A 26,683-nucleotide genomic window follows, 5' to 3' on the forward strand; every position below is an offset into this window, starting at 1 on the left:
TATAGCTGACCCAAGCAACACCCGCGGTATCTCATCCGCTAACTAATAGCGGAATGACGGTTTTTCAAATTGTCTGTTTATACTTCAAAAATCAGGTAAACCTTTCTTAGGTATATTTTCAAACTCACCAATTAAAGTTTTTATATCTTGCGGTAAATCAGAGACAAATTCCATGTATTTATTACTTTTTGGGTGGTATAAGCCAAGTGTATAAGCATGCAGTGCTTGCCTATTGAAATTACGAATAAAACTAGAGTTTTTAGCATATTTTGTGCTTTTACTACTATTTTTTCCGTAAACTTGATCACCAACTATAGAATGTCCTATGTGGCTCATGTGGACTCGAATTTGGTGCGTTCTACCTGTTTCTAAAGTGCATTTAACCAAGCTTGCTTGTCCTATAACTTTCTCTACTGAGTAATGAGTGATTGCTAATTTTCCGGTTGTTTTTGTAACACACATCATTTCTTTATTACCACGCTTTGGAGCAATGTTAGTTTCTATAGTTCCCTGCTGGGAAGATAATGTTCCCCAAACTACTGCTAAATATTCTCGCTTTATTTTACGATTTGATAACAATTCAGACAAAAAACCATGGGCTTCTTCATTTTTTGCAATTACCATTAGCCCACTGGTATCTTTATCGAGTCTATGAACAATTCCTGGTCTTACATCAAGGTAAGCGATAACTGCGTTCAAAAGCGTATCATTGTTTGTCCCAGCACCTGGGTGCACTGTTAATCCACTTTGTTTACTCAGAACTATAATGTCCTCATCTTCATAGACGATATCAAGTTTTATGTCATAATTAGGCTCAATTGATGTGGATATGTCAGGTTGAACGAGATGTACTATATACTCTTCACCTGGTTTTACTATGTGATCATTATTAATTATCGGTATGCCAAGTAATTTCACCTGCTCATTTTGTATCAATCTTTGAGCTTTACTGCGTGATATGTTGCACTTTTCAGCTACGTAGATATCTAGCCTTAATTTCTCTTTATCATTATTAACACTTAAGGTTATTACTGAGTGATCTATAGTGATTTACCCCGCACCATTTCCCATGCTGCTTGAACATTTGGGTCTGTAAACATTGTTGCGCTAGACTCAATTTGCAGATCACCTTGTTTTTTAATATGGCAAATTGTTTGAGAGCCATCTTTCCAGTGGATCGTAACTTTATTATCAAAATTTCGTAATGTTGCCTCAACCTTTTCTTCTTTATTATCTTTTTCTTCCAGCTTAATAGATTCTAATAAATAATATAGAAAGTCACTTGGTTTGCCGTTGATTTTTTCTTTCCATTCATCTGTTTTTTCTTGTTCAGATTTTTTTTGCTCTAACTTTTCCTTCTTTTGCTGCAGCTTATTTTGTTCTGCTTCCAGCTCTAACTTTCTAACTGTGTCACGTAGTTCTTTGACTTTATTTTCTAATACTAATAATTTATTAGTATTATTTCCATTGTTAGCTTCTAAATCAGGCGTACTTGGTTGAGCTTGCTTCTTTTTTATTTCTTCTAATTCATTCCTTACTACGTTTAATTGCTTCTTCAATTCCGTTTTTTCCTTTTCTGTATCCTCTTTTAACTTTTTTAGCATGCTAAGGAACTCGTTATTATTAGACTGCGTAGTTGATTGAAGCCAGCCTACAAAGCGGCTTGGTTCAAATCGTTCAATCTTATCTTCAGCAATTTTAATAGCATTCTCTAACCTAGAAAAAGTACCTTCAATATCTAGGCTCTGTGGACAAAATTTTAGAGAAGCCATACAAGAGCTCCAACAAAATTGAGAAAACCCATAAAAACCTCAGCAGTTTTATCAAATCTGGAAAAAATGCGCCTAAAATTTTTAATTTTACCAAAAAAACACTCAATCAAATGACGTTCTTTGTAGATATGCTCATCGTAATACCTTTGCACTTTTCGATTCCGTTTTGGCGGAATAACTACTGTACATCCCTTGTCTTCAAGACTTGTAACAAAGGCATTGCTATCGTAGCCCTTGTCAGCTACTACAGTAGAGTTATAGATACTTTCGGTCAACACTTGTGCCTGCGTAATTTCATTTCTTTGACCAGGAGTCAGAGTAAATTTAAGTGGATTTCCAAGTGCATCGACAAGCGCATGTATTTTAGTTGTAAAGCCACCTTTGCTCCTCCCTAAAGCTTCTTGATCCTTGGAGTTTTTTGTATATCCAGATGAACATGGATGGCCTCGGATGATCGTACCGTCGATTATAGCAACTTCTAAATCAGGCTCTTGTTTAGTATATTCAAGCAATTTTTTCCAGACATCTCTTTCACACCATCTTTTAAATCGCTTATGTATACTCCTGTAATTACCATAAGTTTTTGGTAAAAGTCTCCATTGGCAACCACTTCGCACTATGTACCACACTGCCTCTATGAATATTCTTAAACGTTTTTCATCTTTGCTGTGCATTCCTTTTACGCTTTTTATGAACTCTAAAATTTGTTTCCAATTTTCCTCTTTGATGTAATATTGCATATGGTAGTTTCTCCATTTTTTACCTATTAGGCTAAACTACCATCTTTTTCTCTCTTTTCATATTTTTTGTCCACAGAGCCTAGTGAATGTGCTTTTTTTGTCAATTCTTTAGTTCTCTAATTGCACATGAGTCAACAATAATTTTTATACAAATCAAAATAGCATATTTCCTCCATAATCTTTAATAATTTTACATAGATTAAAGTAGCAAGCTTCCATGGTTCTCTCCGCGGTCTGATATGGCTAGTTCTCTAATTGCACATGAGTCAACAATAATTTTTATACAAATCAAAATAGCATATTTCCTCCATAATCTTTAATAATTTTACATAGATTAAAGTAGCAAGCTTCCATGGTTCTCTCCGCGGTCTGATATGGCTAGTCTGTATTTTAGCCAAGCCGCATTATACTTGTTAGGAGGAAGTGGACGGCAACATGTTGTTTACGAAGTCTAAGCTTCACTCTATAATCTTGCTTATCCCTTCCATCGGCATTACTACCTTGAGTAAAATTATTGTTTCATGCTCCTCCTACATTTTCTAATAACAAAATTCTGTTTTATTGACTAACATTCTATGCATAATTACAGCTAATTTTCTTGCTACTGCTACAATTGCTTTTTTCATCCCTTTTTTCTTTGCAAGCTTCAATCCCCAGCTTCTCAACTTAAAATTTTTCCTACTGATTGTAAGTAAGACTTGTGCAGCTTCATATAACATACTTCTACATTCCATGGGACCCATTTTTGATATACTACCATGTCGGTCAACTTCTCCAGAAGCGTACTGTCTTGGGCTCAACCCCATATAAGCTCCAACTGTATAAGATGTTTCAAACCTATATGGATCATCTATTGCAGCTTTATATGTCATTGCTACTATAACACCAACTCCTGGGACCGTAGTTAATAATTTACAGTCCTCATCTTTTCTGCCTTGCTCTGAAAGTATTTTGTCAAGTTTTCTTATTGATTCTTCTATTGTTTTTAAGCTATGTAGTAATGCTTCAATTGAACTCCTACTGATTTCATCCACATTATTTATTGTCTCTTGTATTCTTAAAGCAAAAGTTTCAAATTTTGATCTTTTACCGAGCTTTATTCCATGTATCTTCAATAACCCTCTTATTGTTCCAACAATTTGCTGTTTGCTGCATATTAACTGCCTTCTACTTCCAAGTGCTACTTTAATTTGGCAAGATTCATCTGATTTTACTAACACTTCTTTGTATAGCCCAACTCTCATCATTTGTGCTATACCTCTTGCATCATTTTTGTCATTCTTATTGATCCTTGCAGATAATGCTGCTGCCATATCCCTTGCATCTACACAAACTACCGGTAATCCAAAACTCCTTAATTCTTTGCACATTGATATTGATAGCTGTCCACTTTCTATCCCTATCACTTCATATCTTTTGTCTTGGTCAAGCAGGCACTTAGCTATTGCGTCACTCTCGCTTGCAACAACTTCTTCTTTAACAATTTTTCCTTTCTCATCAACGATACTGATAAAAGTTTCTTTGAGTGAGACATCTAATCCGCTATAATATTTCATGAGACTACTCCTACTGTAAAAGTTTAAATTGTTTTTGAAGAACTTATTCTACTGAATTCGTTACTTCGTGCTAAAATAATGGAGTATGTCTCTCCATCATTCAACAGCAATTACAGTATGTTGTTTAAAACTTCTGAAATTTCTGCATGTAGCCAATCTAAATCTTTTTTGATGTCTTCTCTGATTTTTTTTAGGTGATCAAGCATTTCTTTAATGTTAATATTTGCAGGCTTTAAAAGACTATTATCAAGTAAATCGCAAGCTTTTTTAAGGTTACTGTCAAATGAGTTGCAAAGCGGACTAAGTAGTTTTTTCATTAGAGATATTAGTTCATTTTCCCTTTTACCAAGCTTATTTTCTACTACTGATACAACCATGCCCTTTCCAGACCAGTATGGAAATAGAAGACCTAAAGAACTGTGTTTTCTAATAGTATGATTTTCATGATCCACGCTATTACTTATTAGATTGCTAAGTGTTGATATGATGCATAAAAGAATAGCGACTAATAAAGCTATTAATATTATTGGAGCATTAATGGATTGTGATATTGCTGAAATTACTATAATAGCACCAAATACATATGATCCTGTAAACAAGAGAATCCTATTTCTATTTTCTGCTTCTATATCATCTAGTATTTTTCTCTGCGTCTTAGAAATTGGTAAAACTATTGAAAGCTTTTTCCCCTTTTTATCTAAATTTGTTACAATTTCAATTTTTTTAGCTTCTTGAGCAATCTGGCTGTACTGTTCATCAACTTGATAGTTTCCTATTTTTTTATCTATCTCATTCTCTTTTATTTTTTGTGTATTTATAAAGTTTATAACAGCAGTAAATAAGAGAACTGTAAGAGGAATAAAGGCAAGAGGTGCTGGCGTGAACGCAAACCCAGCAATACTTACTGTAACAGGCTGAATAGAAAAGGCAGTAAATGCTATAAGAGTAGCAATGGTACTTGCTATCGATATAGTACCAGAATACTTTCTTATAGAGCTCAAAATTCTACTGGGCTGGTCAGAAAGTTTTCTAAATCCTAAAAAATCAAAATAGTCTTTGAAAGGATCTTTAGTGTCTGTAACCATAACATTTTTCTAGTTTAAACTTATTTAGGTATACATTAACCAAACCTTAAAATCAAGTTTCTTAATTTTTCAACATGTGCCAAGGCCTATTAGAGTGCACTTTATTAATCTTTATGTAACGATTTGTTAACCAAATTGAATGTGTGCCATATGTTTTTAGATTGGCATATTTGATAATTTTAGTATTACAAACTGAATAGTCGAATTCACTTAATTGAATTATTAAGTCAACTTTATCACAATTTTCTAGAATACTTTCTTTTTTATAAGCTAGCAACACTGATTTATTATTTCCTTTATTATATATGCAGCCATAATCGTTACACTTCAGCCTTTTATCTGAGTTATTGTATTTTTTATGATTCAAAATTTGGTTCTGCCCATTTTGCTTCGCCCATGTTTTGACAACAAAGTTCCTATTTTTCCTGGTGAGAGAATATAGTAAGTTATCACTTTCTTTTACAGCAACATTATCAGCATTTATTAGGATGTCGGGGGTTTTATATGCGGTGCTAAAGCAAATACCCAGCACAATAAAGAAAATTCCGAAGAAACGCCAATTTCTTTCCCACAAGCACAGCCACAATAAACCAAGTGTTATTATAATAATTGATGATGCAGGAAAAGTACGAATGGGAATAACCAAATACTGAAGACTAGCGATTGCATTTGTTATATACAAAATACTGTCAATTGGGCGCTCTATAAATGGCGCTATAATCCATTCAATACCTAAAGGAATCAACAAAACATAAATTATTCCAAGTGGAATAATAATTAATGTAACTATTGGTATAGCAACTAAATTTGTGATAATGCCACTAATTGAAAAATAATTAAAATTGTATATCGTATACGGAACAGTTGCTAAACTTGCTATTACTAAGCTAATCATTATCGACACAAAATATTTCATTATTTTTATTTTGAACAATTTATTAGCATTAATTTGATAACTGGCAACCAGTGCCAAAACAGCAGAAAATGACATCTGAAAGCCAGGCTTTAAAATTGCTTCTGGTTCTATGATAAGTATCACTGCAGCAGCAAACGCAATTGCTATTAACCCTCGATATTTTCTCTCTATCATTATTGCAACGAGTACTAAAATCACCATGATGTAGGCACGCTGAGGAGAAATTTGCATACCGGTAATCAACAAATAAAACGTGGTTGGCAAGATAGTAAGGAATGCAGATATTTTCTTGGTGTTATACTTAAGAGTCAAAGTTTCAGATATTGCGAATAAATTACGAAACACTACAAAAAACAGACCAGCAACGAATGATAAATGCAAACCAGATATGGCAAACAAATGTGCTATACCTGAATCTCGTATCGCGTCCATAGTTTTTTGATCTATGCCATCTTTTTTACCGATCAGTAATGCAGAGATTATATCCGCATGTGGTTTCTTGATATTTTGCTGCAGGTTTTCATAAATGTATTGACGGAAAGATTCTATATATTCTTGAAATTTCCTTGCTTCAGCCTTTTTGTGCAGGGCTATTTTGCTTGTTGCAAAGCCTGTTGCACTTATTTTCTGGTAATATGCTATTCTTGCAAAATCGTATGCATACTCCGAAGGCGCAATCTTTAGAGGGAAGAGTTTTGCTGATAATTTTACTTGATCGCCTATTTTAATGCCTTTTTCCACTTTGGTTCTAACTGATATTCTGATGTTATCTAGAGCTCTATCCGGTGTCATTCCAGCGCGTGAAGCTGGAATCCATATCTTTTTTTTCTGGATCCCAGTATCAAGTACTGGGATGACAAAAGGGGGCACTGGGATAACAGGAGAGGATTTTGAGATAGTAGGGGATTTTTCAACAGAAAGCAGAAATTGTTTATATGAGCCCCTGTCGTTAATATCCTTCACTGTGGCAACGATATCTTTTACATATCTCTCTTTATCAAGAATTTGAGTATCAACTAAAGCTGTTCTTAATTTACTAGCTGTAAATCCTATGAGCACTGCAATTAAAGCGATACACAATATCGCATACCTTTTATACAATATTGCAATCAAAATTAGTGTGGGTAAAAGCAAAAGAAAAATAGATATGCAGCTTGGTTCAAAACTTAGGGAAAAATAGGTTAAAATTCCTGCACACTGAAAAACAGGAAGCCACAGTATCAAGTTATATTTTTCATTATGACGTATATAACTAACTATTATGTCGAGAAAAGTTACAACCATGGGGTGATTTTGTTCTTTTATTTTCTATTATTGTATATATAATAACTAAATAAACAACGACGCGGGATGGAGCAGCTCGGTAGCTCGTCAGGCTCATAACCTGAAGGCCGTAGGTTCAAATCCTACTCCCGCAACCATTTTCCAACTGTGCGAATATTGTGGTTTCGGGTAGAAACTACTTGACACCCTTCGCCAGCCCCCTTATCATGAAACTGAAGCTATATTATTTAACTTCCCAATCTGTGCAGGTTAAAACGACAAGAAGACTTGTATTTGGCGTACTATTGTTTAATTTTTGCACTATGTGCATACTATGTCTTTATAAAAATTTTGGGTTTTTACCTACGTAAGCTGAAAAGCGCTTATAAAGCGTTTAAGACATCACCCAACGTCAAATTTTAAAATAAAGAGTGGAATAACTAGCTACTCCGGGGATTCTTTGTCTTTTTTTCTGCTTAGTAAATTTTTTAAACATTTAAACTAAGGTGAGTTGCATTTAAAAGCAGCTAAATTGCAGCGTTTAAGACTTAAAAAACGCCAATACTGAAAATAGATAGTAACCGGGGCTTCTTTTGCCTTTTTTTTATTTGGTAAATTTCTTAACGTTTGTAGCTAACATGAACAAACATTTAAGAGTAACTTCTGCTAGTAACACTAATGTGGAAAGTGTTGAGGATAGGCAACAAAAATGCTTATATAAAAAATTATTGCTCAAAACGGGAAAACCATGAACAAAGAGCATAACTAAACTACTAATGACTGCTGAGTGAACTCAATATCCAATATAGACTGCTTAGTCTTTAATACAGGCTCTTTGCCACGAATAATGCATTGATAAATAACTGCCAACTCTTTTTTTGAGCATTCTTTTTCTAAGAACCTAAAAGCAGATGCAGCAAGATATTCTCTATTTTCTTCAAATGCTAACCAGTAGCGGTCTTCTTGCTCACATACAAAACCTGTTGTGTTAGAACCAGCAAAAATATCTAAAATAACGTCACCTGGTTGTGTTAGAAACCTAATAAAAAATTGAGGTAATTTAGCAGGGAATCGAGCTGGATGCTCTTTTACACCTAGTTCCTTACATGCAGCAAGATACTGGCTGTTAGACTCTGAATTGGGAATCTGCAAAAGATTTGATGGAATAGCTCCCCCATTATCTTTACCAAAGCTACTACCAATATTATGTCCTGATGGTCGTTCTTTTGGAATATAATAAGCCTTTGGGTTCTCGATAAGTTTTTTCATGCGACCACTGTATTCCACTAGCACCTTTGTGACATCTGCTTTAGGCCACTCAGTTTTGCTGAACCACCATACTGTATTAACAGAATCTTTTGCTCTGATTTTTCTCTTATTTACCCATTCAATTGGACTTGGCAATTTAGAAGGGTTATACCAATAGAAATCTTCTGCAAGGAAGAAGCCTATATCATCACAAAAATGCATAAGCACTCTAAAATTATATAAACTTCTGGATGGCACGCCTTTTTCATAAGCTCCACCTAGATCAAGTACAAAACTGCCTGTATCTTTGAGTTTGCTATGTACTAATTTTGCAAATTGACCAAGCCAGGCAACATATTCGGCTTGGGATTCATTTCCGTATTCTTTTTTTCTTTGCAAAGCAAACGGTGGACTGGTTATTACAAGATCTAAGCTATTGTCTGGTAATTGCGGCAATAGGTTAAGAGAGTCTCCACAATATGCAGCTCCCCTATCTGTAGTATATGTAGGTTTATTATTAAATTTAAATTTTTCCAATATATGTACCATATGGAAGATACTTATAGTCTGTAGACTTATAATTGTCAACTATTATCTTACAAAGATGACAAAAATAAAAAAACAACCTCTGCGGTTACTTCTTTCCCAGAATATACGAAGAATAAGAAATATAAAAGGGCTTTCCCAAGAAACTCTTGCTGATTTATGTGAATTACACAGAACATATATAGGCTCCGTTGAACGTGGTGAGAGAAATATCTCTATAGATAATGTTGAGCGCATAGCAGATGCCCTTGGTGTTGAACCTACTGCACTTCTAGATCAGGATCAAGACAGAAAATGTCTGAAAGATATATTTCCTCATATACGGAAGTATCAAGAGTTTGCTGTTAAGCATGGTATAAATGATATCTTTCAGGACAACGGCGGAAAAATCCTACAAGTCTTATTACTAACTGGACTCACTATTCTTCCAGCACGCGAGGGAAATGATGCCATTGATGAGTATGGTAATGAATATGAGCTTAAATCAGTAAATGCTCTTCTTACAAAAAGCTTTTCTACTCATCATCATATGAATCCTACAATAATTGCAAAATACCGAAAGGTGGATTGGATATTTGCTATTTATGAAGGAATAGAGCTAAAAGAAATATATAAATTAACGCCGCAAGACCTTGAACCATATTATATTACATGGGAAAAGAAATGGCATGATACTGGTGGTAAAGACATCAATAATCCCAAAATTCCTTTAAAATACGTCAGAGATAAAGGTAAGCTTCTTTATCATTGTGATGAAAGAGTATGTGACCGCCACTAATTTCCTTCGTATCTGTTCAGGTGCATGGCTAATGTACAAATACTGAAACAAAAATTCCAGTGTTCCCTTTCTTGTCATCCCAGTGCCCAGACACTGGGATGACACCATTTATTGTAAGCTCACATTTACTCTATGACTATCTTTTTAGAGCACTTTGTCTACCTATTTTGCCACTCTGCTGAACGGATACCTTCCTTCAGCTTTCCAATAACGAATGTAGCTAAGGATATAATTGTTCCACTTTCCAATCGCTTCCCTCAACAAGGGTGTATCTAAATCTAATATGCTTCCTATATTCACCTTCTTGCCAAAATTCAATTACTTTTGGGATTACGCAAAATCCCACCCAAAAATCAGGACGAGAAACTTGTGTATTGTGAAATTCTTTTTCCTTCAATTTTATAGCTTGCTCAAAATCCTGCCAATCTTTCAGAATGCTCGATTGTTTTGAGCACCATGCGCTAATTTGACTACCCAGCGCTCGAGAAGAGAAGTATTTGTCAGTTCTTTCATCGTTTAGAAGTTTAACCTCTCCTTCAATTCGCACTTGCCTAGCAAATTCTATCCAATGAAACACTAACGCAGCTTTGGGGTTCTCAGTCAATTCTTTCCCTTTTTTACTGTTTACGTTAGTGAAAAACACAAAACCTTCTTTGCTATATTCCTTTAGTAATACCACTCTTGCAGATGGAATACAGTCTTTGCTACAAGTTGCTAGCGTCATTGCAGTTGGTTGTTCACACGGAGAATTAAGTACTGCTTTGTACCACTTTGAAAACAAATCAAATGGATCTTTTTCAAGTGAAAATATCATATCAAAAAATAAAATCTTAATTCTGGCACGCGTTGCAAAAATAAGTGCTACGGCCATTTTGTCGTATAAGTGTTATGATATTATTGCAAATCTTGCAAGGTTTTTGAACTTTACCATATACGTAAAAGTTATTTTGAAAGTATCCAGCAGATCCAGATGGCTGTGCATAATCTTTCAGTGTTGAACCGCCTGCAGCAATTGCATCACTCAGAGTATTTTTTATTTCAGCAGCAAGTTTTTCGCACTCTCTATAGGTCAAGTTTTTTGCTGACCTGAGTGGTGATATACGGGCTCTAAACAAGCTCTCAGAAGCATATATGTTGCCTACGCCAACTATTGATTTATTGTCCATTAACGCTGATTTGATATTCACTTTTTTGTTTTTCAGCAACTCCTGTAAATAGTCTCCACTGAATTCATCCGTGAGGGGCTCTATTCCAAAATCGCTAAAAAAATCCGTTTCTTGTTCTTTATTTAAAACGATAACTAATCCAAATCTTCTTGGGTCATTAAAAATTATTGAAGTATTGTCGGAAAATAAAAATACCACGTGATCGTGCTTATTCCGCATTTGATCGTGGTCAGCATATATAAGCTTTCCGCTCATGCCAAGATGTATAATTACAGCCACACTACCATCTGTATTCCAGATGGTATACTTACCTCTACGCTTGATGTTGCGTATGACTTTGCCCTTTAGCATATCATCAATATTTTTTGTTATTGGGGCACGTAAATTCCAATTATTCACTATAACATTACTGATTTGCTTGTTTTTAATTTTATCAAGCAAAAAATTAGAGATTACTTCCACTTCCGGTAGTTCTGGCATGATACCTCCTTCAAAACTTAAGTTTCTGATGGTAATTTTGTCGTTCTCAAATACATTCGAGTATTCTGCGGTGCTTTCTCCTAAAAATTCCTCACCACAAACGAGTTTTGAAAGGGTTCTCTGTCTACTCTGTTGCTGCTTTTTTCTTTTCAAAATATTTTGCTTTAAAGCTTTCGCTAATCTTTTTTTCTCCTCTTCTTTTTCCTTATTCTTTTTTGTGTTATTCATTATCATAATATATAAACTTGCCGTTGTAGCTCAGGTGGTAGAGTACGTCATTGGTAATGACGAGGTCCCAAGTTCGAGTCTTGGTAACGGCACACTGATTATACTTATAATATTGCATAACTTGTAAGCAAGGCTTAGAAGAAAGTTACAGAGGTAAGTTGTCATGCTTTTTCCATATCCTTTCTACCTTCTTGTTTTTGAGTAGCTCTAATGCTTTACAAAAGTGATACCTTGTTTTACTTGGCACTATAATGTCATCAATGTATCCATATGATGCAGCAAAAAATGGGTTAGCAAATTTTTCTTTATATTCTTTAATTAACGTTTGCTGATCTTTTTCGTGTCGAAATATAATCTCAACTGCACTTTCAGGGCCCATCACAGCTATTTCAGCAGTTGGCCAGGCATAATTTATATCACCTTTTAGATGTTTCGAATTCATAACAATGTATGCACCACCATACGCTTTTCTAGTGATAAGGCTAATTTTCGGCACGGTCGCTTCAGCGTAAGCGTAAAGCAGTTTCGCTCCGTGTTGTATTATATTATTGTATTCTTGATTTGTACCCGGCAAAAATCCTGGAACATCAATAAGTGTGATGATCGGAATGTTAAATGCGTCACAAAACCTTACAAACCTCGCAGCTTTTCTTGAAGAATCAATATCCAAACATCCTGCAAGGTGCATAGGTTGATTTGCAACAATACCGACAGTATTTCCTCCAATTCTACCAAAACCAGTTATGATATTACGAGCAAAATCAGGTTTCAGTTCAAAGAAATTCCTTTCATCACAAACTTTTTCAATGAGTTCATACATATCATAAGGAGTATTAGGATTGGTAGGAATTAGAGTATTTAAGGATTCATCAATATCATTAACATCATTACAGATTGGTGCAGATTTTGGTGATTCTTGATTATTTGCTGGTAAGAAAGTAAAGAATTCACGCATTTTTAGCAGCATTTCAACATCATTATTGAATGCAAAATCCGCTACTCCTGTTTTGCTTGTATGAATTTTTGCTCCACCGAGGTCTTCGAAACTTACATCTTCGTAGGTAACCTTTTTTACTACATCTGGCCCGGTTATAAACATATATGAACTGTTTTTCACCATGAAAGTAAAGTCAGTTAATGCTGGGGAATAAACTGCACCTCCTGCACATGGGCCCATAATTAAAGAAATTTGTGGTATAACACCCGATGCATTTACGTTTCTTTGAAAAATTTCTCCATAACCAGCAAGAGAATTTACTCCTTCCTGAATTCTGGCTCCACCAGAATCATTTAGTCCGATAATTGGAACTCTGGCATTAATTGCCATATCCATAATTTTGCATATTTTTTTTGCATGTGACGCACCAAGTGAACCACCAAAGACAGTAAAATCCTGAGAATAAACAAAAACTTTTCTGCCATAAATAGTACCATGACCAATCACTACCCCATCACCTAAAAAATTAGCATTTTGCATGCCAAAATCATTTGCATGATGTTTTACGAATTTATCGTATTCTGCAAAAGAACTTTCATCGAGCAATATACTGAGCCTTTCTCTAGCAGTTAATTTCCCTTTTTCATGTTGTTTGGTAATCCTGTCAGAACCGCCTCCTTTTTCAGCTTCTAGTGCTTTGGTTTTTAGATTTTCTAGTATTTTAAAGTCTTGCATACAATAAAGTAGTTTTCAAATTAGTTGTAGACTTTATTAAGTTTACAAACCCTACTAACTATACACATACACTATTGCTATATGCAACAATGTATGTATGATAATTGTTAATGCTCTGGTGATTCATGGTCACTACTTTGAAAATGTTGCGATGTGTCAACACTTTTCATATTAGAAAGAGGTGGACTAACTGCACTGCTTTTCGTTTGTGCAAAACTTTTAGCAGCTTCAACAACCTTGCTTATACGAGGTTCTTTTTCTAGCTCTTTTAGGTACTTTGAGAAGATTTCACAACTTTTGTCATCCATATGTACCATTATTTTACCAAAACTTTCAGCTTTTTCAGAAGATAAAATCATTTCGATCTTTTCATCGCCTACCCTAAAGGTCATTTTTACTTTGCCTTGCATATCATGATATTGCCAGCTTTTTATTCAGATTAGATTATCTCCTTCTCCCATTCGCAATGCACCATATTCTAAGTCCTTAAATTCCGGGGAGTTCATAAATTTTGCAGGAGTGATCACACTTTTTTCTGGACACTGTACATAATAAAATTTATTATCTCTTTCTACTACAATTCCTTTTTTTTGTCATTTTCAATACTATCACTTACAATTTGTTTTAGACGTGACAAATATTCGCCGCGTTCTTTCAGTATATCTTCTGGCAATAATCTCCGAACTTCTTGGCTCACATCAGTGCCTGTTGAAACTAGATTAAACATTTCTAACATAAGAGGCCGTAGTTTTTCTTTTCCAGTCTCAGTAACATTTTTATCTTGCTCCATGAGGTGGTATAAGATCAGTATCGAATAATCTATTATTGATGACTTTTTTCTCCTTGGAATACATCAACACTAAACATGACCTTGTGCTTTTTTGCATCGTCTATAGATTTTTGAAGTCTCTTTGCTATGTTTTCGATAGCTTCATCATTAGGTAAGTGTTCAGGCAATGGCGTCAACTTAAGGAAAAATGTCAGAGATTGTGTATAAAATTTCTCTCTAAATTTTTTATCATTAAATTATCCAAAGAGTGCAAGGGACAGCACTTTTGTTTCTGTTTTATTTCAACAAAGAAGTCTAAAATGTGTCCTTTTTAGGTGAAGTATGCAAAAAGGAAAAAACCTTATTCTACAAATTAAAAATATAATATACTCGAAAACTTTTCAGAAAATCCATTGTGTTGAGTTTTACACGAACAAGAAAACTTCCTTTTTCGACAGTATTTTCTATGATTTTAAAGTTAGTTAAAAAAAGTTTGGGAATAGAATGTGAACTTATGGAGCCATTGACATGTACCCTCAAAGCAAGCTTTTTCTAAAGCAAGGTATAAGATTTGCCATACAGGCTTTCAAGAATTTAAGCATCCAAACAGCCTATCAGGATGAACCTGAGTTGGAGAGGCTATAGACTTATTGCAGCAGATGATTCTGGTATGAGATTACCCAGCTCTGGGGAAATTGTATCCGAGTTTGAACCAAATGGAACAACAGGCACAATGCCGCCATTGGCAATTTGTTTGTTGATTTGTGTACTTCGCTGATTTGTAGTGCTCGTCTTGCAGCTTGGAATATAGGTGAACAAACGTTGGCGGCAGAGCAATTACCCGAAGTTATCACTCAAATGCGTTTATTAAATCAAATTATTTATCTATGATCGTCTTCAGTAAAATTCATTCAGCAGCATTATGATTTGGAAGTAGATTTTATTTTTCGCTTGCAAAAAAGAAATTATAGTAAGCTATGGGAACGCTGGCGAATTAGATTTTGATTTTATATTAGGCTCTGTGGACAAAATTTTAGAGAAGCCATACAAGAGCTCCAACAAAATTGAGAAAACCCATAAAAACCTCAGCAGTTTTATCAAATCTGGAAAAAATGCGCCTAAAATTTTTAATTTTACCAAAAAAACACTCAATCAAATGACGTTCTTTGTAGATATGCTCATCGTAATACCTTTGCACTTTTCGATTCCGTTTTGGCGGAATAACTACTGTACATCCCTTGTCTTCAAGACTTGTAACAAAGGCATTGCTATCGTAGCCCTTGTCAGCTACTACAGTAGAGTTATAGATACTTTCGGTCAACACTTGTGCCTGCGTAATTTCATTTCTTTGACCAGGAGTCAGAGTAAATTTAAGTGGATTTCCAAGTGCATCGACAAGCGCATGTATTTTAGTTGTAAAGCCACCTTTGCTCCTCCCTAAAGCTTCTTGATCCTTGGAGTTTTTTGTATATCCAGATGAACATGGATGGCCTCGGATGATCGTACCGTCGATTATAGCAACTTCTAAATCAGGCTCTTGTTTAGTATATTCAAGCAATTTTTTCCAGACATCTCTTTCACACCATCTTTTAAATCGCTTATGTATACTCCTGTAATTACCATAAGTTTTTGGTAAAAGTCTCCATTGGCAACCACTTCGCACTATGTACCACACTGCCTCTATGAATATTCTTAAACGTTTTTCATCTTTGCTGTGCATTCCTTTTACGCTTTTTATGAACTCTAAAATTTGTTTCCAATTTTCCTCTTTGATGTAATATTGCATATGGTAGTTTCTCCATTTTTTACCTATTAGGCTAAACTACCATCTTTTTCTCTCTTTTCATATTTTTTGTCCACAGAGCCTAGTAACTTTGGAAAACACTGGAAAATATGAGCTTGGCTTAGCACATTTTCTTGTTGATAAGAATGTTGCTGTACATCGAGCTAATACTCGCAAAGTAAAAAGCTTTGTCATATCTCATGGAACTTTAGCAAAGTCTGATCAATCAGATGCAAGAGCTCTTGCTCAATATGGATGTGAATGCTATAGTACTCTATCTCTATTTGTGCCTATGTCAAAAGAACAAACAGCCTTAGTTGCACTTTGTCAACGACGTGATGACATTACACAAATGAGAGTTCAAGAGAAATGTAGACTGAAAGCACCTGAAAACGAGCATATAAAAGAAAGTTGCCAAAAAACCATTGACTTTTTTAACGGTCAGATAAATGAGATCAATAATGCAATACAAAAAATCATTGATGAAAATCTAGAGTTACAAAAGCGCCAAAAAATACTTAGAACAGTACCGGGAATAGGTATCAAGTTATCTCAAGATTTTGTATGCCTGATGCCAGAACTTGGCTACTTAAACAAAAAAGAAGTTGCAAGTCTTGCTGGAGTTGCCCCGCATCCAAAAGAAAGCGGTAAAACTATTGGTTACCGAAGGATAACAGGTGGTAGAAGCAATGTTCGTGCAAAGCTTTTTACTGCTGCTATGGCTGCTGCAAAGTCTAAATCTGTACTTGGTGCTTTTTATTCTGATCTCATTGGTAGAGGTAAAAAAAAGATGGTAGCTATAACAGCTCTAATGCGTAAAATTATAGTGATTGCTAATGCAAGACTTAAAGAAGCAGTCAACGTAAATTTTTAAAATCTGTATAGAAAATAGGTTGATGAATATGTGCGCCCACACAAATTTAAAGCACATATTCATCAACCATACGGTCTAAGCAGTGGTAGTTGTTTGATATAAATTTCTTTCTGTAGTAAACTAGGCTCTGTGGACAAAAAATATGAAAAGAGAGAAAAAGATGGTAGTTTAGCCTAATAGGTAAAAAATGGAGAAACTACCATATGCAATATTACATCAAAGAGGAAAATTGGAAACAAATTTTAGAGTTCATAAAAAGCGTAAAAGGAATGCACAGCAAAGATGAAAAATGTTTAAGAATATTCATAGAGGCAGTGTGGTACATAGTGCGAAGTGGTTGCCAATGGAGACTTTTACCAAAAACTTATGGTAATTACAGGAATATACATAAGCGATTTAAAAGATGGTGTGAAAGAGATGTCTGGAAAAAATTGCTTGAATATACTAAACAAGAGCCTGATTTAGAAGTTGCTATAATCGACGGTACGATCATCCGAGCCCATCCATGTTCATCTGGATATACAAAAAACTCCAAGGATCAAGAAGCTTTAGGGAGGAGCAAAGGTGGCTTTACAACTAAAATACATGCGCTTGTCGATGCACTTGGAAATCCACTTAAATTTACTCTGACTCCTGGTCAAAGAAATGAAATTACGCAGGCACAAGTGTTGACCGAAAGTATCTATAACTCTACTGTAGTAGCTGACAAGGGCTACGATAGCAATGCCTTTGTTACAAGTCTTGAAGACAAGGGATGTACAGTAGTTATTCCGCCAAAACGGAATCGAAAAGTGCAAAGGTATTACGATGAGCATATCTACAAAGAACGTCATTTGATTGAGTGTTTTTTTGGTAAAATTAAAAATTTTAGGCGCATTTTTTCCAGATTTGATAAAACTGCTGAGGTTTTTATGGGTTTTCTCAATTTTGTTGGAGCTCTTGTATGGCTTCTCTAAAATTTTGTCCACAGAGCCTAGTAATATAGAGAATGCTGTATTTAACCTATAAAAACAAATTTACCAAGCTTTGAAATGTTAATTACATGGAGAAGTATGTATGACAAACACCAAGTTAGAGAGAAGCCGGATGTGGTGAAAGTCACAAGTCCGGTTTTGAAGTCGAGTGGGGAGAGGTGACTTTCTCCACTTAGATAACTGGATTCATTCGCGATATCTTAGCATAGATCCTGCTAACAAGTAGCGGGATACTTAACCGTCATACCGCCGCGGTATCTCTTAGCCGCTAACACGTAGCGGTATGACGATTGTCGTTTAACTATAAATATTAAGAAATTTACCAAATAAAAAAAAAGGCAAAAGAAACCCCGTAGTGCGAGTTTTGACTCTCTAATACTTTAAATTGGCGCTGTAATAATGTGCTGACGCTTAGTTTAAGCGCGATTTGGCTGAATGTAGAAAAATTTTAAAAGACATGCAGCCGCTATAATTTTATGTAATCCGCCAAAAGATACCCTGAGTTTTTTACTGAATTTTGTCATTGAGCCTGCAGGTCAAAAACAAGTTTTGAGTCATAAATACCCTTAATGCCATAATAAGGGGGTTGGCAAAATGTGTCAAGCAAGTTTTTTCGTTTCTATAAATCTGGATTTCAGCGTTATGCGCTGGAATGACAACGTGAGGTAAATTTTTCAACATCCCAAAATTACAGAATTCAGTCTGTTTAATTAAGTGTGAACTGTTACACGAAAATTTTGTAAACAGATTAATATACCCTGTTTTTGCTATTCATCTAAAAATGGAACCATAGAGTACGTTGAGGAGCGTAAGCAAATTTTAATGCAAAAATTACTATCAGAAAATAGATTATGCAAGAGGTCTAATTATTCTGCCGCAATTTTGCTCTATCACGCTTGCCACATTTAATATTCCAGCTTCGTCATAATAATTTCCAATCACTTGCAAGGCAAGTGGTAAACCCTCATTGGAGAGCCCAACAGGAACAGAAATAGCAGGCAGTCCTGCCAGACTTGCCGGTACAGTAAACACATCATTGATGCACATAATTAGCGGATCTGGCTTTTCATTTAAGCCAAAAGCTTCTGTTGGAGCAGATGGCACAAGTATGTAATCTATTTTTTCAAACGCTTTTATAAAATCATTTCTGATTAATGCCCTAATGCACTGCGCTTTTTCGTAATATTCATTATAATGACCTGAAGAAAGCGCATAAGCGCCAATTAAAATTCTTCTTTTCACCTCTTTACCAAAACCTTCTGCTCTTGTTAGTGAATACATTTCTTCAAGGGTATCAGCATCAACCCTTAATCCATAACGCACACCATCGTAACGAGCAAGATTGGATGAAGTTTCAGCAGAACAGATTAAATAATAGACTGGTATTGCATATTTAGTATGTGGCAGAGTAATGTCAACAACTTCAGCGCCATTTTCTTTTAAATAGGAAGCAACTCTTTCCCAATTATGAACTATTTCCTCTGAAATTCCATCCATCCTATATTCTTTTGGTATACCAATACACTTACCCCTGACATCACCATTTATAAAGCTAGAAAATTTAGGCACTGGCTTTTCGCTCGATATTGAATCTTTTGTATCATAGCCACAAATTGCTTCCAGCATTAATGCTGAATCAGAGACAGAACGAGTAATGACTCCTGCTTGATCCAGAGAACTCGCAAATGCAATCATACCAAAACGCGAGCATCTTCCATAAGTTGGCTTTATTCCAACTACTCCACAATAAGCTGCTGGTTGGCGTACAGATCCACCGGTGTCGCTCCCTAACGCTCCAGCGCATAAAAATCCAGCAACCGATGCTGCAGATCCACCAGATGATCCACCAGGAACAACTTTTTCCCCATCACTTTTTCTAATCCACACATTTTCAACAGGGCCAAAATAGCTATTTGTGTTCGCAGAACCCATAGCAAATTCATCCATATTAAGCTTACCGAGCATGGCTGCTCCACTTTTTAAAAGCAAGTCAGACACCGTAGATTCGTAAGTCGGAACGAAATTTTCCAGCATTTTTGAGCATGCTGTTGTTTTTATTCCTTTTGTACAGAATAGATCTTTGATGCCAACTGGTACACCCATGAGCGGCGAGATTAAATCATCCTTTTGCCTAGAGAAATGTTCATCTGCAGCTTTAGCAGCTTTCATTGCTATCTCTGGGGTTTTTGTTATAAATGCATTTAATTTCTCATTTTCAACCGCACTGATGTGCGCCTCTACGAGTTCAACGGCAGAAAAACTCTTTTTTTTGAGCCCGTCATGCATTTGTGTAATACTTAACTTTCTTAGTTCATTCATCAATATTTAATTTTTAGCAAGACGTTAATTATAACATGGCACGATAAAAAATCCATACATTTATAGTTACAGCTAGAAATGTAGCTAAGGTAACTTAGATTCACCGACAATCGTCATCCCGCTACTTGTTAGCGGCTAAGAGATACCGCAGCGGTATGACGTAGAAGCTATACTTTTATACTCACCAACTCAGTATCCAATCCGGATTGTATCTTAAAAAGGTCAAAAGACTATAATAAGCAAAGGAGTGATACTGTGTCTGAGTGAAAATCGTTGAGATCCCAGTGTCTGCTGCTTGCATAGCATTTATTTACAAAAAAATAGTCATGCAAGAGACTTTACTTGGATATTTGATATAATTTAGGTCTATTAAAGCAAAAAATACTAACATGAATGAAGTGATAACATTTGGTTGTCGTCTAAATTTTTACGAGAGCGAGTTAATCAAAGAAGCATTAAAAAAAGCAAAGAGAGAAAATGTTGTTGTGGTGCATAGCTGTGCAGTGACAAACGAAGCAGAACGTCAGGTAAAGCAAAAGATACGTAAGATTTACAAAAATGATCCAAATAAAGAAATTATCGTAGTTGGTTGTGCTGTTCAGTTGGATCCAGAAGTTTACAGTAGCATTCCTGGTGTAAGTAAAGTGCTCGGTAATCAAGATAAGCTAAAAGCTGAAAATTACTTACTAAATGACGATAAAATCTTGGTCAGTGATAACCAAGTAGAACCTGTTCTAATTAATGGATTTGAAGATAAGTCAAGGGCATTTATTGAAATTCAAAATGGTTGTAATCATAGCTGCACATTTTGTTCAATTACTGAGGCAAGAGGGAATAATCGATCTGTGCCAATAAACAGTATTATAGAGCAAATCAGGATCTTTGTAGAAAATGGATATCAAGAAGTAGTGTTTACAGGGGTTGATATTACTGACTTTGGTACAGATTTGTTGGGTAAGCCATCACTTGGTTCAATGATTAGGAGAGTTTTAAAGGATATACCAGAGTTGAAGAGGCTAAGACTTTCCTCTATCGATGTTGCTGAAGTTGACGACGAATTAATGGATTTAATAGCTAATGAGTCAAGACTTATGCCTCATTTACATTTGAGTCTACAATCTGGTAATAATTTAATACTAAAGAGAATGAAGCGTCGTCACAACAGAGAACAAGTGATAGAATTTTGTCATAAAATGAAGAGCTTGAGGCCTAATATAGCATTTGGCGCTGATATTATTGCTGGATTTCCAACAGAAACTGATGAAATGTTTCAGGATACAGTTGATTTACTGAAAAAAACAAATATAGTTTACCTACATGCTTTTCCATATTCAGAGCGGAAAAATACACCTGCTGCACGAATGCCACAAGTACTAGAGAATGTGCGTAAAGAACGAGTAAAAAATTTAAGAGAAGTAAATAAAGAAATGATGAGCAATTTTTATCAATCTTTGCTCGGCACCGAGCAAAGCGTTCTGGTTGAGCAAAATTATATCGGTAGAACAGAAAATTTTGCATTAGTAAAGCTTACATCAAAGGTTCAGGCTAAAAGTATTGTAAAAGCTAACGTTATAGGAATGGAAAATGGTTATTTAATTGGAAGTATCTTACCTTAATTTTTTGTACATTAAAGAAATATATGATATAGTAGTTATACTATAAATGATAATTATGGGTTCATTTGTGATAACTAAAATATCTATTGCTTTATTTTTAATTTTCATTCCATGTGTCTATTTTTTTATTACTTATATTAGTAATAGTACACACATTGAGCAGGTTATTGAAGCACAACCCTTAAAATTAGAAACAGATAATAATGAAAGTGTAATACGTTCTGAAGAGGTTACTGAAAAAGAAATACTAATAAATGATTTAAAATATCAAGAACTTGAAAGTAGTCCTATTGAACAACCTTCTATTCTCCAAGTAGCTAATCAGAAAAATATGTGGTCACGTATTGCAGATCAAGCTGAGCCTACAAAAGAAAAATCAAAAAAACTTGATTTTTATGTTAGCGCTAACGGTGGTAAGGTATACCATGATAATTCAGAAACATTTGTAAAGGGTATACAAGAAATAGGAAAAAGAGTCCTAACTTTAGTTGAAAGTCATTATGGTTTTATAATAAAAAATATAGTGGCAAATGAAATTAAAAGTATACAGCAATTTGATGGTAAAATTGATTTCCAGTGGCTTAACAGCATATCTTTAGGTTACTATGCTGGAGAAAATGGCCGAGTTGATTTTGAAACCATGTATTCTAAAGTCAATATTGAAAATAGTAATTCTCCTCCGGTATTTAATAAATCAGCAAGTGTATTTGCGTTTTTGTTAAACTTCTATTATAATCTCAGCATTCAGGGTACACAATTTGCTCCGTACATCGGTCTTGGTATAGGGCCAACAGTTTTTAGATTAAAAAGGATTAGTGGGTCACCCCAAAATTCAATGCCACTTAATGTTCCTTGGTTTGCTTATCAAATAAAACTTGGTGTTGATTATTCAATAATCCCAGAAGTCAAAACCTTTCTCGGCTATCGTTACTTTAGCGTTCCGATACCTGTTGCAGATGACATATCTACTCACAATATTGAAGTTGGTTTGATATTTAATTTTTAGTGATAATTTAATATATATATAAATTCTTATCTTTTCTATCTAACAAACCAAATGTTGGTACGATTGTTGCTTTTAAAAAAATGACAGTTTCTACTGTTCTAATATTATTCGCTAGCCTTTTTGATTTCTGATGCAATAAGCTTTGCTTATCTTCTCTATGTTCTATAAGCCCGCCGATTACCATAATTTCACCGCTCTTAATTTTTAACATAGAGTTCATTTCTCTGATTTCAACAATTGGAATGTCGCTATTTAATTTCATTTTACTCTGCTGTGCGACGTACTCTATATCTGGATCTTTAGTGTAGCCGTTAATTCTTGATAAAGTTGGATGTATATCCATGAATATTTCACTAGTATCAATGTTAATGCTTGGGTGGATTATTAGCACAACACCTATTGGGACGCTATTCATCTTGGTAATTAAGGTCTGATTAGAGTTTCTAGTATCTTTTTGTATATCGGAGGTAAAATAAATATGGTTTTTAGTAAATGAAATCATCGCTTGCTGATTATTTATAGCATGTACTCTGGGGCTTGAAATTACAGTTGAAGTGCCAAATTTGTCTAAATTTTTTACTAAATCTCCTAGATCATTTGCACCAAAGTTCATTGCTAGGTTAATAATGGAGTTATCTTGATTTATTATAGACTTAGTTCCATCTTGTAAGTCATTTAAGTTCATACCAGAAAGGTATTTGTCATCTAGCACAACTTCAACTATTTTTGCCTCTATCATTACTTGAGAGGACGCTAACTTCTTAACCTTATTAATATATTCTTCAACAGCTTTGTGGATATCTTTCCTAGCATTCAAAATAATAACACCAGCTTCTCTGTTGGATGAAAGGAATTCGCCATCATCCACCCCGTTAACATCCATTATTGCATTCAAGCCTTTTTCTAATGAATTCCATAAGTCACTACTGTATTGAGACTTCATAACATTGTTATAGTCCCTATCAACGTTACTTCCATCACTGTTAGTAATATTGTTATTAATGACGAAACTGCTTTGAGCAGAATGTTGAATATTGATGAAGTCTACGTAATAATTTTGTGCGTATGGCAAGTCCTGCTCAATTCTAATTACACCATTACTTGTTGAGTAACGCAGTTTGGCGCTATTTGCTATACTCTGAATTACTTCGTTTATATCCTTATCTTTTAGCTTTAAAATAATATTACCTGATATTTTTGGGTCCATATCCAAGTTAACGTCAGAAAGTTTTCCTATCTCAATCAGCAAATCTTTTACTGATACTTCTTCACTAACATTAATAGAAATAAGCTGATTACTGATTGTGAGATCGGGAAACTCTATTGGTAAAGGCATAATTTCTGGTATTGCCGGTTCATTAATCTCCAAAGAGGTGTTATATTGTTGCAACGGATAATCGTGCTTATAATTGTCTATGTTAATAGGATATTGCTTGGTAGGTAGATGTGTGCAAGAAATAATGAAGAGGAGTATTAAGCATTTAAAAATAGCCATTAGAACAGCATACAAAATCTATACTAATAGATTTCTATAAAAATATTAAAAATGTATTTAATCTCATTTTCATCGAGCAGATAATTGTCGTGTATTAGCTTTGGCTATGTATTTTTTGTATACTCTTCTTGTACTTAAATGTAGACCAGCATAGCCCTAATTTTTTTATATATTTTACTTCTTTCTCTGTATTTAATTATAGGCTTGAAAATAAATGGTAAGCCTATAATTGTTAAGCTTAGAGCTAGGATTGAAAGTATACAACAGGCTTTGTGTTTACTATGTAGCTCTTTCAGGTAAAGCATCAAAAATCTACAAAATTTTTTGTAATTTTCTTCGATGTTTTTTTTGCTATGAGCCTTGCTAATGAACATATCTATTGCGGTATGACCGTTATTGCACTTAATGTTAAGGTCTGCACCTTTTTCTGTTAACAACTGAGCTATATCAAAATAATCCTTTTGAACAGCAAGATGTAGAGGTGCAAAACCTTGTTGCTCACAAATGTTCATATTGGCTCTAACTTCCAATAACATTTTCACAATTTGTGTATGGCCTTTTTTAACTGCGAGTAGCAAGGGAGTTCTGTTACATTTAGTAACAGCATTAACGTTTACCTTAAGCTTCAATAAGAGCTTAACTGTTTTAGTGTTACCATTATGGCTAGCTTTATGCAGCCTAGCGTTACCATTAAAATCTTGATCGTTTGCTTCTATTCCCTTTGAAACAAGAAATGTTACCATTTTTCTATTATTATGCTCAATAGCGCAATCTAACGCATCAAAACCATGGTTGTTTTTTGTGCAAAAAAACTCTTTAAGTTTAATTTTATCGTTACTTGCTTGCTGTTTTTTTGCAATAAGTTTTACTATTTGCATTTTGTTGTTATACGCTGCTAGGAAAAGCGTAGTGTTATTTTCTGCATCTTTGGCTTCTATATTTGCACCTTTCTTTATCAGATATTCTATAATTTCTGCTCTGCTGTCATAATGTGCGGTGCATTGATAAATGGTTAAAAACAAAGGAGTACGAAAATTGTTATCTTCACATTCGAGATTTGCTCCGCTATCAATTAAAATTTGGACGCTTTTTTTAGAACCGTATAGTGAAGCTATATGAAGAGGAGTATAGCCCTCTTTGGCATCTTTTTCATTAATTTTTGCGCCTTTTGTTATCAAAAAATCTATTAATTCCGTGTCATCTTGTAGTGCAGCAAGGTGCAGTGGAGTGAATCCATTTTTATCCTTGGAATTAATTGTCAGTTGGTTAACAAAAAGTTTAGCAACTTTCTTGTGTCCATGCATAATGGCGTAATGCAGAGGGTTTCTATTTTCGTTGTCTACGACATTAAAATCAGCTTCGTGCTCTAGTAATGACTTTACTCCAACTAAATCGCCTTCTTTTGTGAACTTATGCAAGAGAGTGATTCCACTTGCATCTTTTGAGTTAATATCAAATCCATTTTCTACTAATTGGTTTATATCTTCCTCACGCGCCATATCACTTAAATCTCTAATTAAACTCTTTTCGCGTTAATAATACTCCTACTTGATTAAGTTTAAATGAATCTGTGAGAAATGGCTAGTGCATTCTTGCATAACAAACTTTTGGCAGCGCATTGGATGAAACGAAAAACTTACTTGACAAACTCCGCCAGCCCTCTTATCATGAAACTGAAGCTATTTATTTATCTTCGCAATCTCTGCAGTGGATTAATGACAAAAAACTTAATGTATTTGGCGTAAATCATGCTTAATTTTTTGCACTATGTGCACCTCATGTCTTTATAAAACTTTTAGGTTTCTACCTATACAAGCCGAAACGCGCTTATAAAGTGTTTAAGACAGTAAAAGACGTCAAATAGACAAGGGAGAATTTGAATACTAGCTACCCTAGGGTTTCCTTGCCTTTTTTTTTATTTGGTAAGTTTCTTAACATTTATAGCTAAACGACAACTGTCATCCCTGTAAAGGTCAAGTATCCCGCTACTTGTTAGCGGGATCTAGAGATACCGTGACGGTATGACGTAGGATTGCTGTCATTCTGCTACTTGTTAGCGGCTGAGATACCGCGAATGAATCGCGGCATGACGGTTCGTGGTGGCATGACGATAAGCTCGTCATCCCGCTACTTGTTAGCGGCTGAGATACCGCGAATGAATCGCGGTATGACGGTTAGCGGCGGCATGACGTAGGATTGCTGTCATTTCGCTACTTGTTAGCGGCTGAGATACCGCGAATAAATCGCGGTATGACGGTTAGCGGTGGCGTGACGATAAGCTCGTCATTCCGCTACGTGTTAGCGGCTAAGAGATATCGCGGTGGTATAGCTATAAATTGTTGATATCTTTTTTATATCACATTTTTAACTTACAATAGTTAGCCAGCGTTCCTTACA

Annotated in this window: 21 protein-coding genes, 2 tRNA genes and 2 pseudogenes; 8 read left to right on the forward strand and 17 right to left on the reverse strand. The window is 35.0% G+C overall.

Going from position 1 to position 26,683, the window contains the following annotated elements; translation table 11 throughout:
* Positions 1-84: 84 nt before the first annotated feature.
* The 6 genes from OOK85_RS03040 to OOK85_RS03065 all read right to left on the reverse strand — a co-directional run bounded on the left by OOK85_RS03040 (position 85) and on the right by OOK85_RS03065 (position 7,353).
* On the reverse strand, positions 85-1,050 hold the full coding sequence (locus OOK85_RS03040) for an RluA family pseudouridine synthase (RefSeq protein ID WP_264704154.1): 966 nt from the start codon (positions 1,048-1,050) through the stop codon (positions 85-87).
* Positions 1,041-1,772 (reverse strand): hypothetical protein, encoded by a 732-nt coding sequence (locus OOK85_RS03045; RefSeq protein WP_264703957.1) that lies wholly within the window; start codon positions 1,770-1,772, stop codon positions 1,041-1,043. Before OOK85_RS03045 ends, OOK85_RS03040 begins: the two co-directional genes overlap by 10 nt.
* Entirely contained in the window at positions 1,760-2,512 is a 753-nt protein-coding gene (locus tag OOK85_RS03050) for an IS5 family transposase (protein WP_264702164.1), read from the reverse strand. Before OOK85_RS03050 ends, OOK85_RS03045 begins: the two co-directional genes overlap by 13 nt.
* Positions 2,513-3,051: 539 nt before the next feature.
* A complete protein-coding gene (locus OOK85_RS03055) occupies positions 3,052-4,068 on the reverse strand; it encodes an IS110 family RNA-guided transposase (protein WP_264702269.1) in 1,017 nt (338 codons plus the stop codon).
* Between the two features lie 110 nt (positions 4,069-4,178).
* Positions 4,179-5,153: a hypothetical protein gene (locus OOK85_RS03060; RefSeq protein WP_264703959.1), complete on the reverse strand. Its 975-nt coding sequence runs from the start codon at positions 5,151-5,153 to the stop codon at positions 4,179-4,181.
* Positions 5,154-5,214: 61 nt separating this feature from the next.
* A complete protein-coding gene (locus tag OOK85_RS03065; RefSeq protein ID WP_264703961.1) occupies positions 5,215-7,353 on the reverse strand; it encodes a ComEC/Rec2 family competence protein in 2,139 nt (712 codons plus the stop codon).
* A gap of 60 nt (positions 7,354-7,413) precedes the next feature.
* On the opposite strand from OOK85_RS03065, the gene OOK85_RS03070 reads away from it, so the two are divergent.
* Positions 7,414-7,490, forward strand: a tRNA-Met gene (locus tag OOK85_RS03070).
* Positions 7,491-8,097: 607 nt separating this feature from the next.
* On the opposite strand, the gene OOK85_RS03075 is transcribed toward OOK85_RS03070, so the two are convergent.
* Positions 8,098-9,129: a DNA-methyltransferase gene (locus tag OOK85_RS03075; protein ID WP_264703963.1), complete on the reverse strand. Its 1,032-nt coding sequence runs from the start codon at positions 9,127-9,129 to the stop codon at positions 8,098-8,100.
* Between the two features lie 55 nt (positions 9,130-9,184).
* On the opposite strand from OOK85_RS03075, the gene OOK85_RS03080 reads away from it, so the two are divergent.
* Entirely contained in the window at positions 9,185-9,904 is a 720-nt protein-coding gene (locus OOK85_RS03080) for a helix-turn-helix domain-containing protein (protein WP_264703965.1), read from the forward strand.
* A 220-nt stretch (positions 9,905-10,124) separates the two neighbouring features.
* Here OOK85_RS03080 and pdxH read toward each other — a convergent pair whose 3' ends face one another.
* Positions 10,125-10,718: a pyridoxamine 5'-phosphate oxidase gene (gene pdxH / locus OOK85_RS03085; RefSeq protein WP_022626142.1), complete on the reverse strand. Its 594-nt coding sequence runs from the start codon at positions 10,716-10,718 to the stop codon at positions 10,125-10,127.
* 16 nt (positions 10,719-10,734) lie between these two features.
* Complete coding sequence (gene mutM, locus OOK85_RS03090; RefSeq protein WP_010963068.1) at positions 10,735-11,550, reverse strand: bifunctional DNA-formamidopyrimidine glycosylase/DNA-(apurinic or apyrimidinic site) lyase; 816 nt, start codon at positions 11,548-11,550, stop codon at positions 10,735-10,737.
* A gap of 247 nt (positions 11,551-11,797) precedes the next feature.
* Between mutM and OOK85_RS03095 the strand changes: the two genes are divergently transcribed.
* Positions 11,798-11,870, forward strand: a tRNA-Thr gene (locus OOK85_RS03095).
* A gap of 53 nt (positions 11,871-11,923) precedes the next feature.
* Here the strand turns inward: OOK85_RS03095 and OOK85_RS03100 are convergent.
* The 4 genes from OOK85_RS03100 to OOK85_RS03115 form a co-directional block, all read right to left on the reverse strand.
* Positions 11,924-13,450 carry an acyl-CoA carboxylase subunit beta gene (locus tag OOK85_RS03100; protein WP_264703967.1) on the reverse strand — a complete coding sequence of 509 codons (1,527 nt, stop codon included), beginning with the start codon at positions 13,448-13,450 and terminating at the stop codon, positions 11,924-11,926.
* Between the two features lie 107 nt (positions 13,451-13,557).
* Positions 13,558-13,860: a hypothetical protein gene (locus OOK85_RS03105; RefSeq protein WP_231115838.1), complete on the reverse strand. Its 303-nt coding sequence runs from the start codon at positions 13,858-13,860 to the stop codon at positions 13,558-13,560.
* A gap of 164 nt (positions 13,861-14,024) precedes the next feature.
* Positions 14,025-14,240, reverse strand: coding sequence for a hypothetical protein (locus tag OOK85_RS03110; protein WP_233641024.1), 216 nt, complete (start codon positions 14,238-14,240; stop codon positions 14,025-14,027).
* A 32-nt stretch (positions 14,241-14,272) separates the two neighbouring features.
* On the reverse strand, positions 14,273-14,416 hold the full coding sequence (locus OOK85_RS03115) for a hypothetical protein (RefSeq protein ID WP_236514430.1): 144 nt from the start codon (positions 14,414-14,416) through the stop codon (positions 14,273-14,275).
* Positions 14,417-14,561: 145 nt separating this feature from the next.
* Here OOK85_RS03115 and OOK85_RS03120 point away from each other — a divergent pair.
* A pseudogene (locus tag OOK85_RS03120) lies at positions 14,562-15,234 on the forward strand (transposase); the annotation flags it as partial.
* Positions 15,235-15,252: 18 nt separating this feature from the next.
* On the opposite strand, the gene OOK85_RS03125 reads toward OOK85_RS03120, so the two are convergent.
* A complete protein-coding gene (locus OOK85_RS03125; protein WP_264702164.1) occupies positions 15,253-16,005 on the reverse strand; it encodes an IS5 family transposase in 753 nt (250 codons plus the stop codon).
* Between the two features lie 70 nt (positions 16,006-16,075).
* Between OOK85_RS03125 and OOK85_RS03130 the strand changes: the two are divergent.
* Positions 16,076-16,876, forward strand: a pseudogene (locus OOK85_RS03130) (IS110 family RNA-guided transposase); the annotation flags it as partial.
* Positions 16,877-17,079: 203 nt separating this feature from the next.
* Positions 17,080-17,832, forward strand: a complete 753-nt coding sequence (locus OOK85_RS03135; protein WP_264702866.1) for an IS5 family transposase — start codon at positions 17,080-17,082, stop codon at positions 17,830-17,832.
* Positions 17,833-18,699: 867 nt separating this feature from the next.
* On the opposite strand, the gene gatA is transcribed toward OOK85_RS03135, so the two are convergent.
* Entirely contained in the window at positions 18,700-20,169 is a 1,470-nt protein-coding gene (gatA, locus tag OOK85_RS03140; RefSeq protein WP_264703972.1) for an Asp-tRNA(Asn)/Glu-tRNA(Gln) amidotransferase subunit GatA, read from the reverse strand.
* 389 nt (positions 20,170-20,558) lie between these two features.
* Between gatA and mtaB the strand changes: the two genes are divergently transcribed.
* Complete coding sequence (gene mtaB / locus OOK85_RS03145; RefSeq protein WP_264703974.1) at positions 20,559-21,785, forward strand: tRNA (N(6)-L-threonylcarbamoyladenosine(37)-C(2))-methylthiotransferase MtaB; 1,227 nt, start codon at positions 20,559-20,561, stop codon at positions 21,783-21,785.
* 67 nt (positions 21,786-21,852) lie between these two features.
* Complete coding sequence (locus tag OOK85_RS03150) at positions 21,853-22,791, forward strand: P44/Msp2 family outer membrane protein (protein WP_264704158.1); 939 nt, start codon at positions 21,853-21,855, stop codon at positions 22,789-22,791.
* A 7-nt stretch (positions 22,792-22,798) separates the two neighbouring features.
* Here OOK85_RS03150 and OOK85_RS03155 read toward each other — a convergent pair whose 3' ends face one another.
* Together OOK85_RS03155 and OOK85_RS03160 are read right to left on the reverse strand one after the other, a co-directional pair.
* Positions 22,799-24,301, reverse strand: coding sequence for a type II secretion system protein GspD (locus tag OOK85_RS03155; RefSeq protein ID WP_174515744.1), 1,503 nt, complete (start codon positions 24,299-24,301; stop codon positions 22,799-22,801).
* Positions 24,302-24,420: 119 nt separating this feature from the next.
* Positions 24,421-25,785, reverse strand: coding sequence for an ankyrin repeat domain-containing protein (locus tag OOK85_RS03160; RefSeq protein ID WP_264703977.1), 1,365 nt, complete (start codon positions 25,783-25,785; stop codon positions 24,421-24,423).
* Positions 25,786-26,683: the final 898 nt, after the last annotated feature.

The sequence above is a fragment of the Wolbachia endosymbiont (group A) of Volucella inflata genome (genome assembly GCF_947250665.1).
In the GTDB taxonomy this organism is placed as follows: domain Bacteria; phylum Pseudomonadota; class Alphaproteobacteria; order Rickettsiales; family Anaplasmataceae; genus Wolbachia; species Wolbachia pipientis.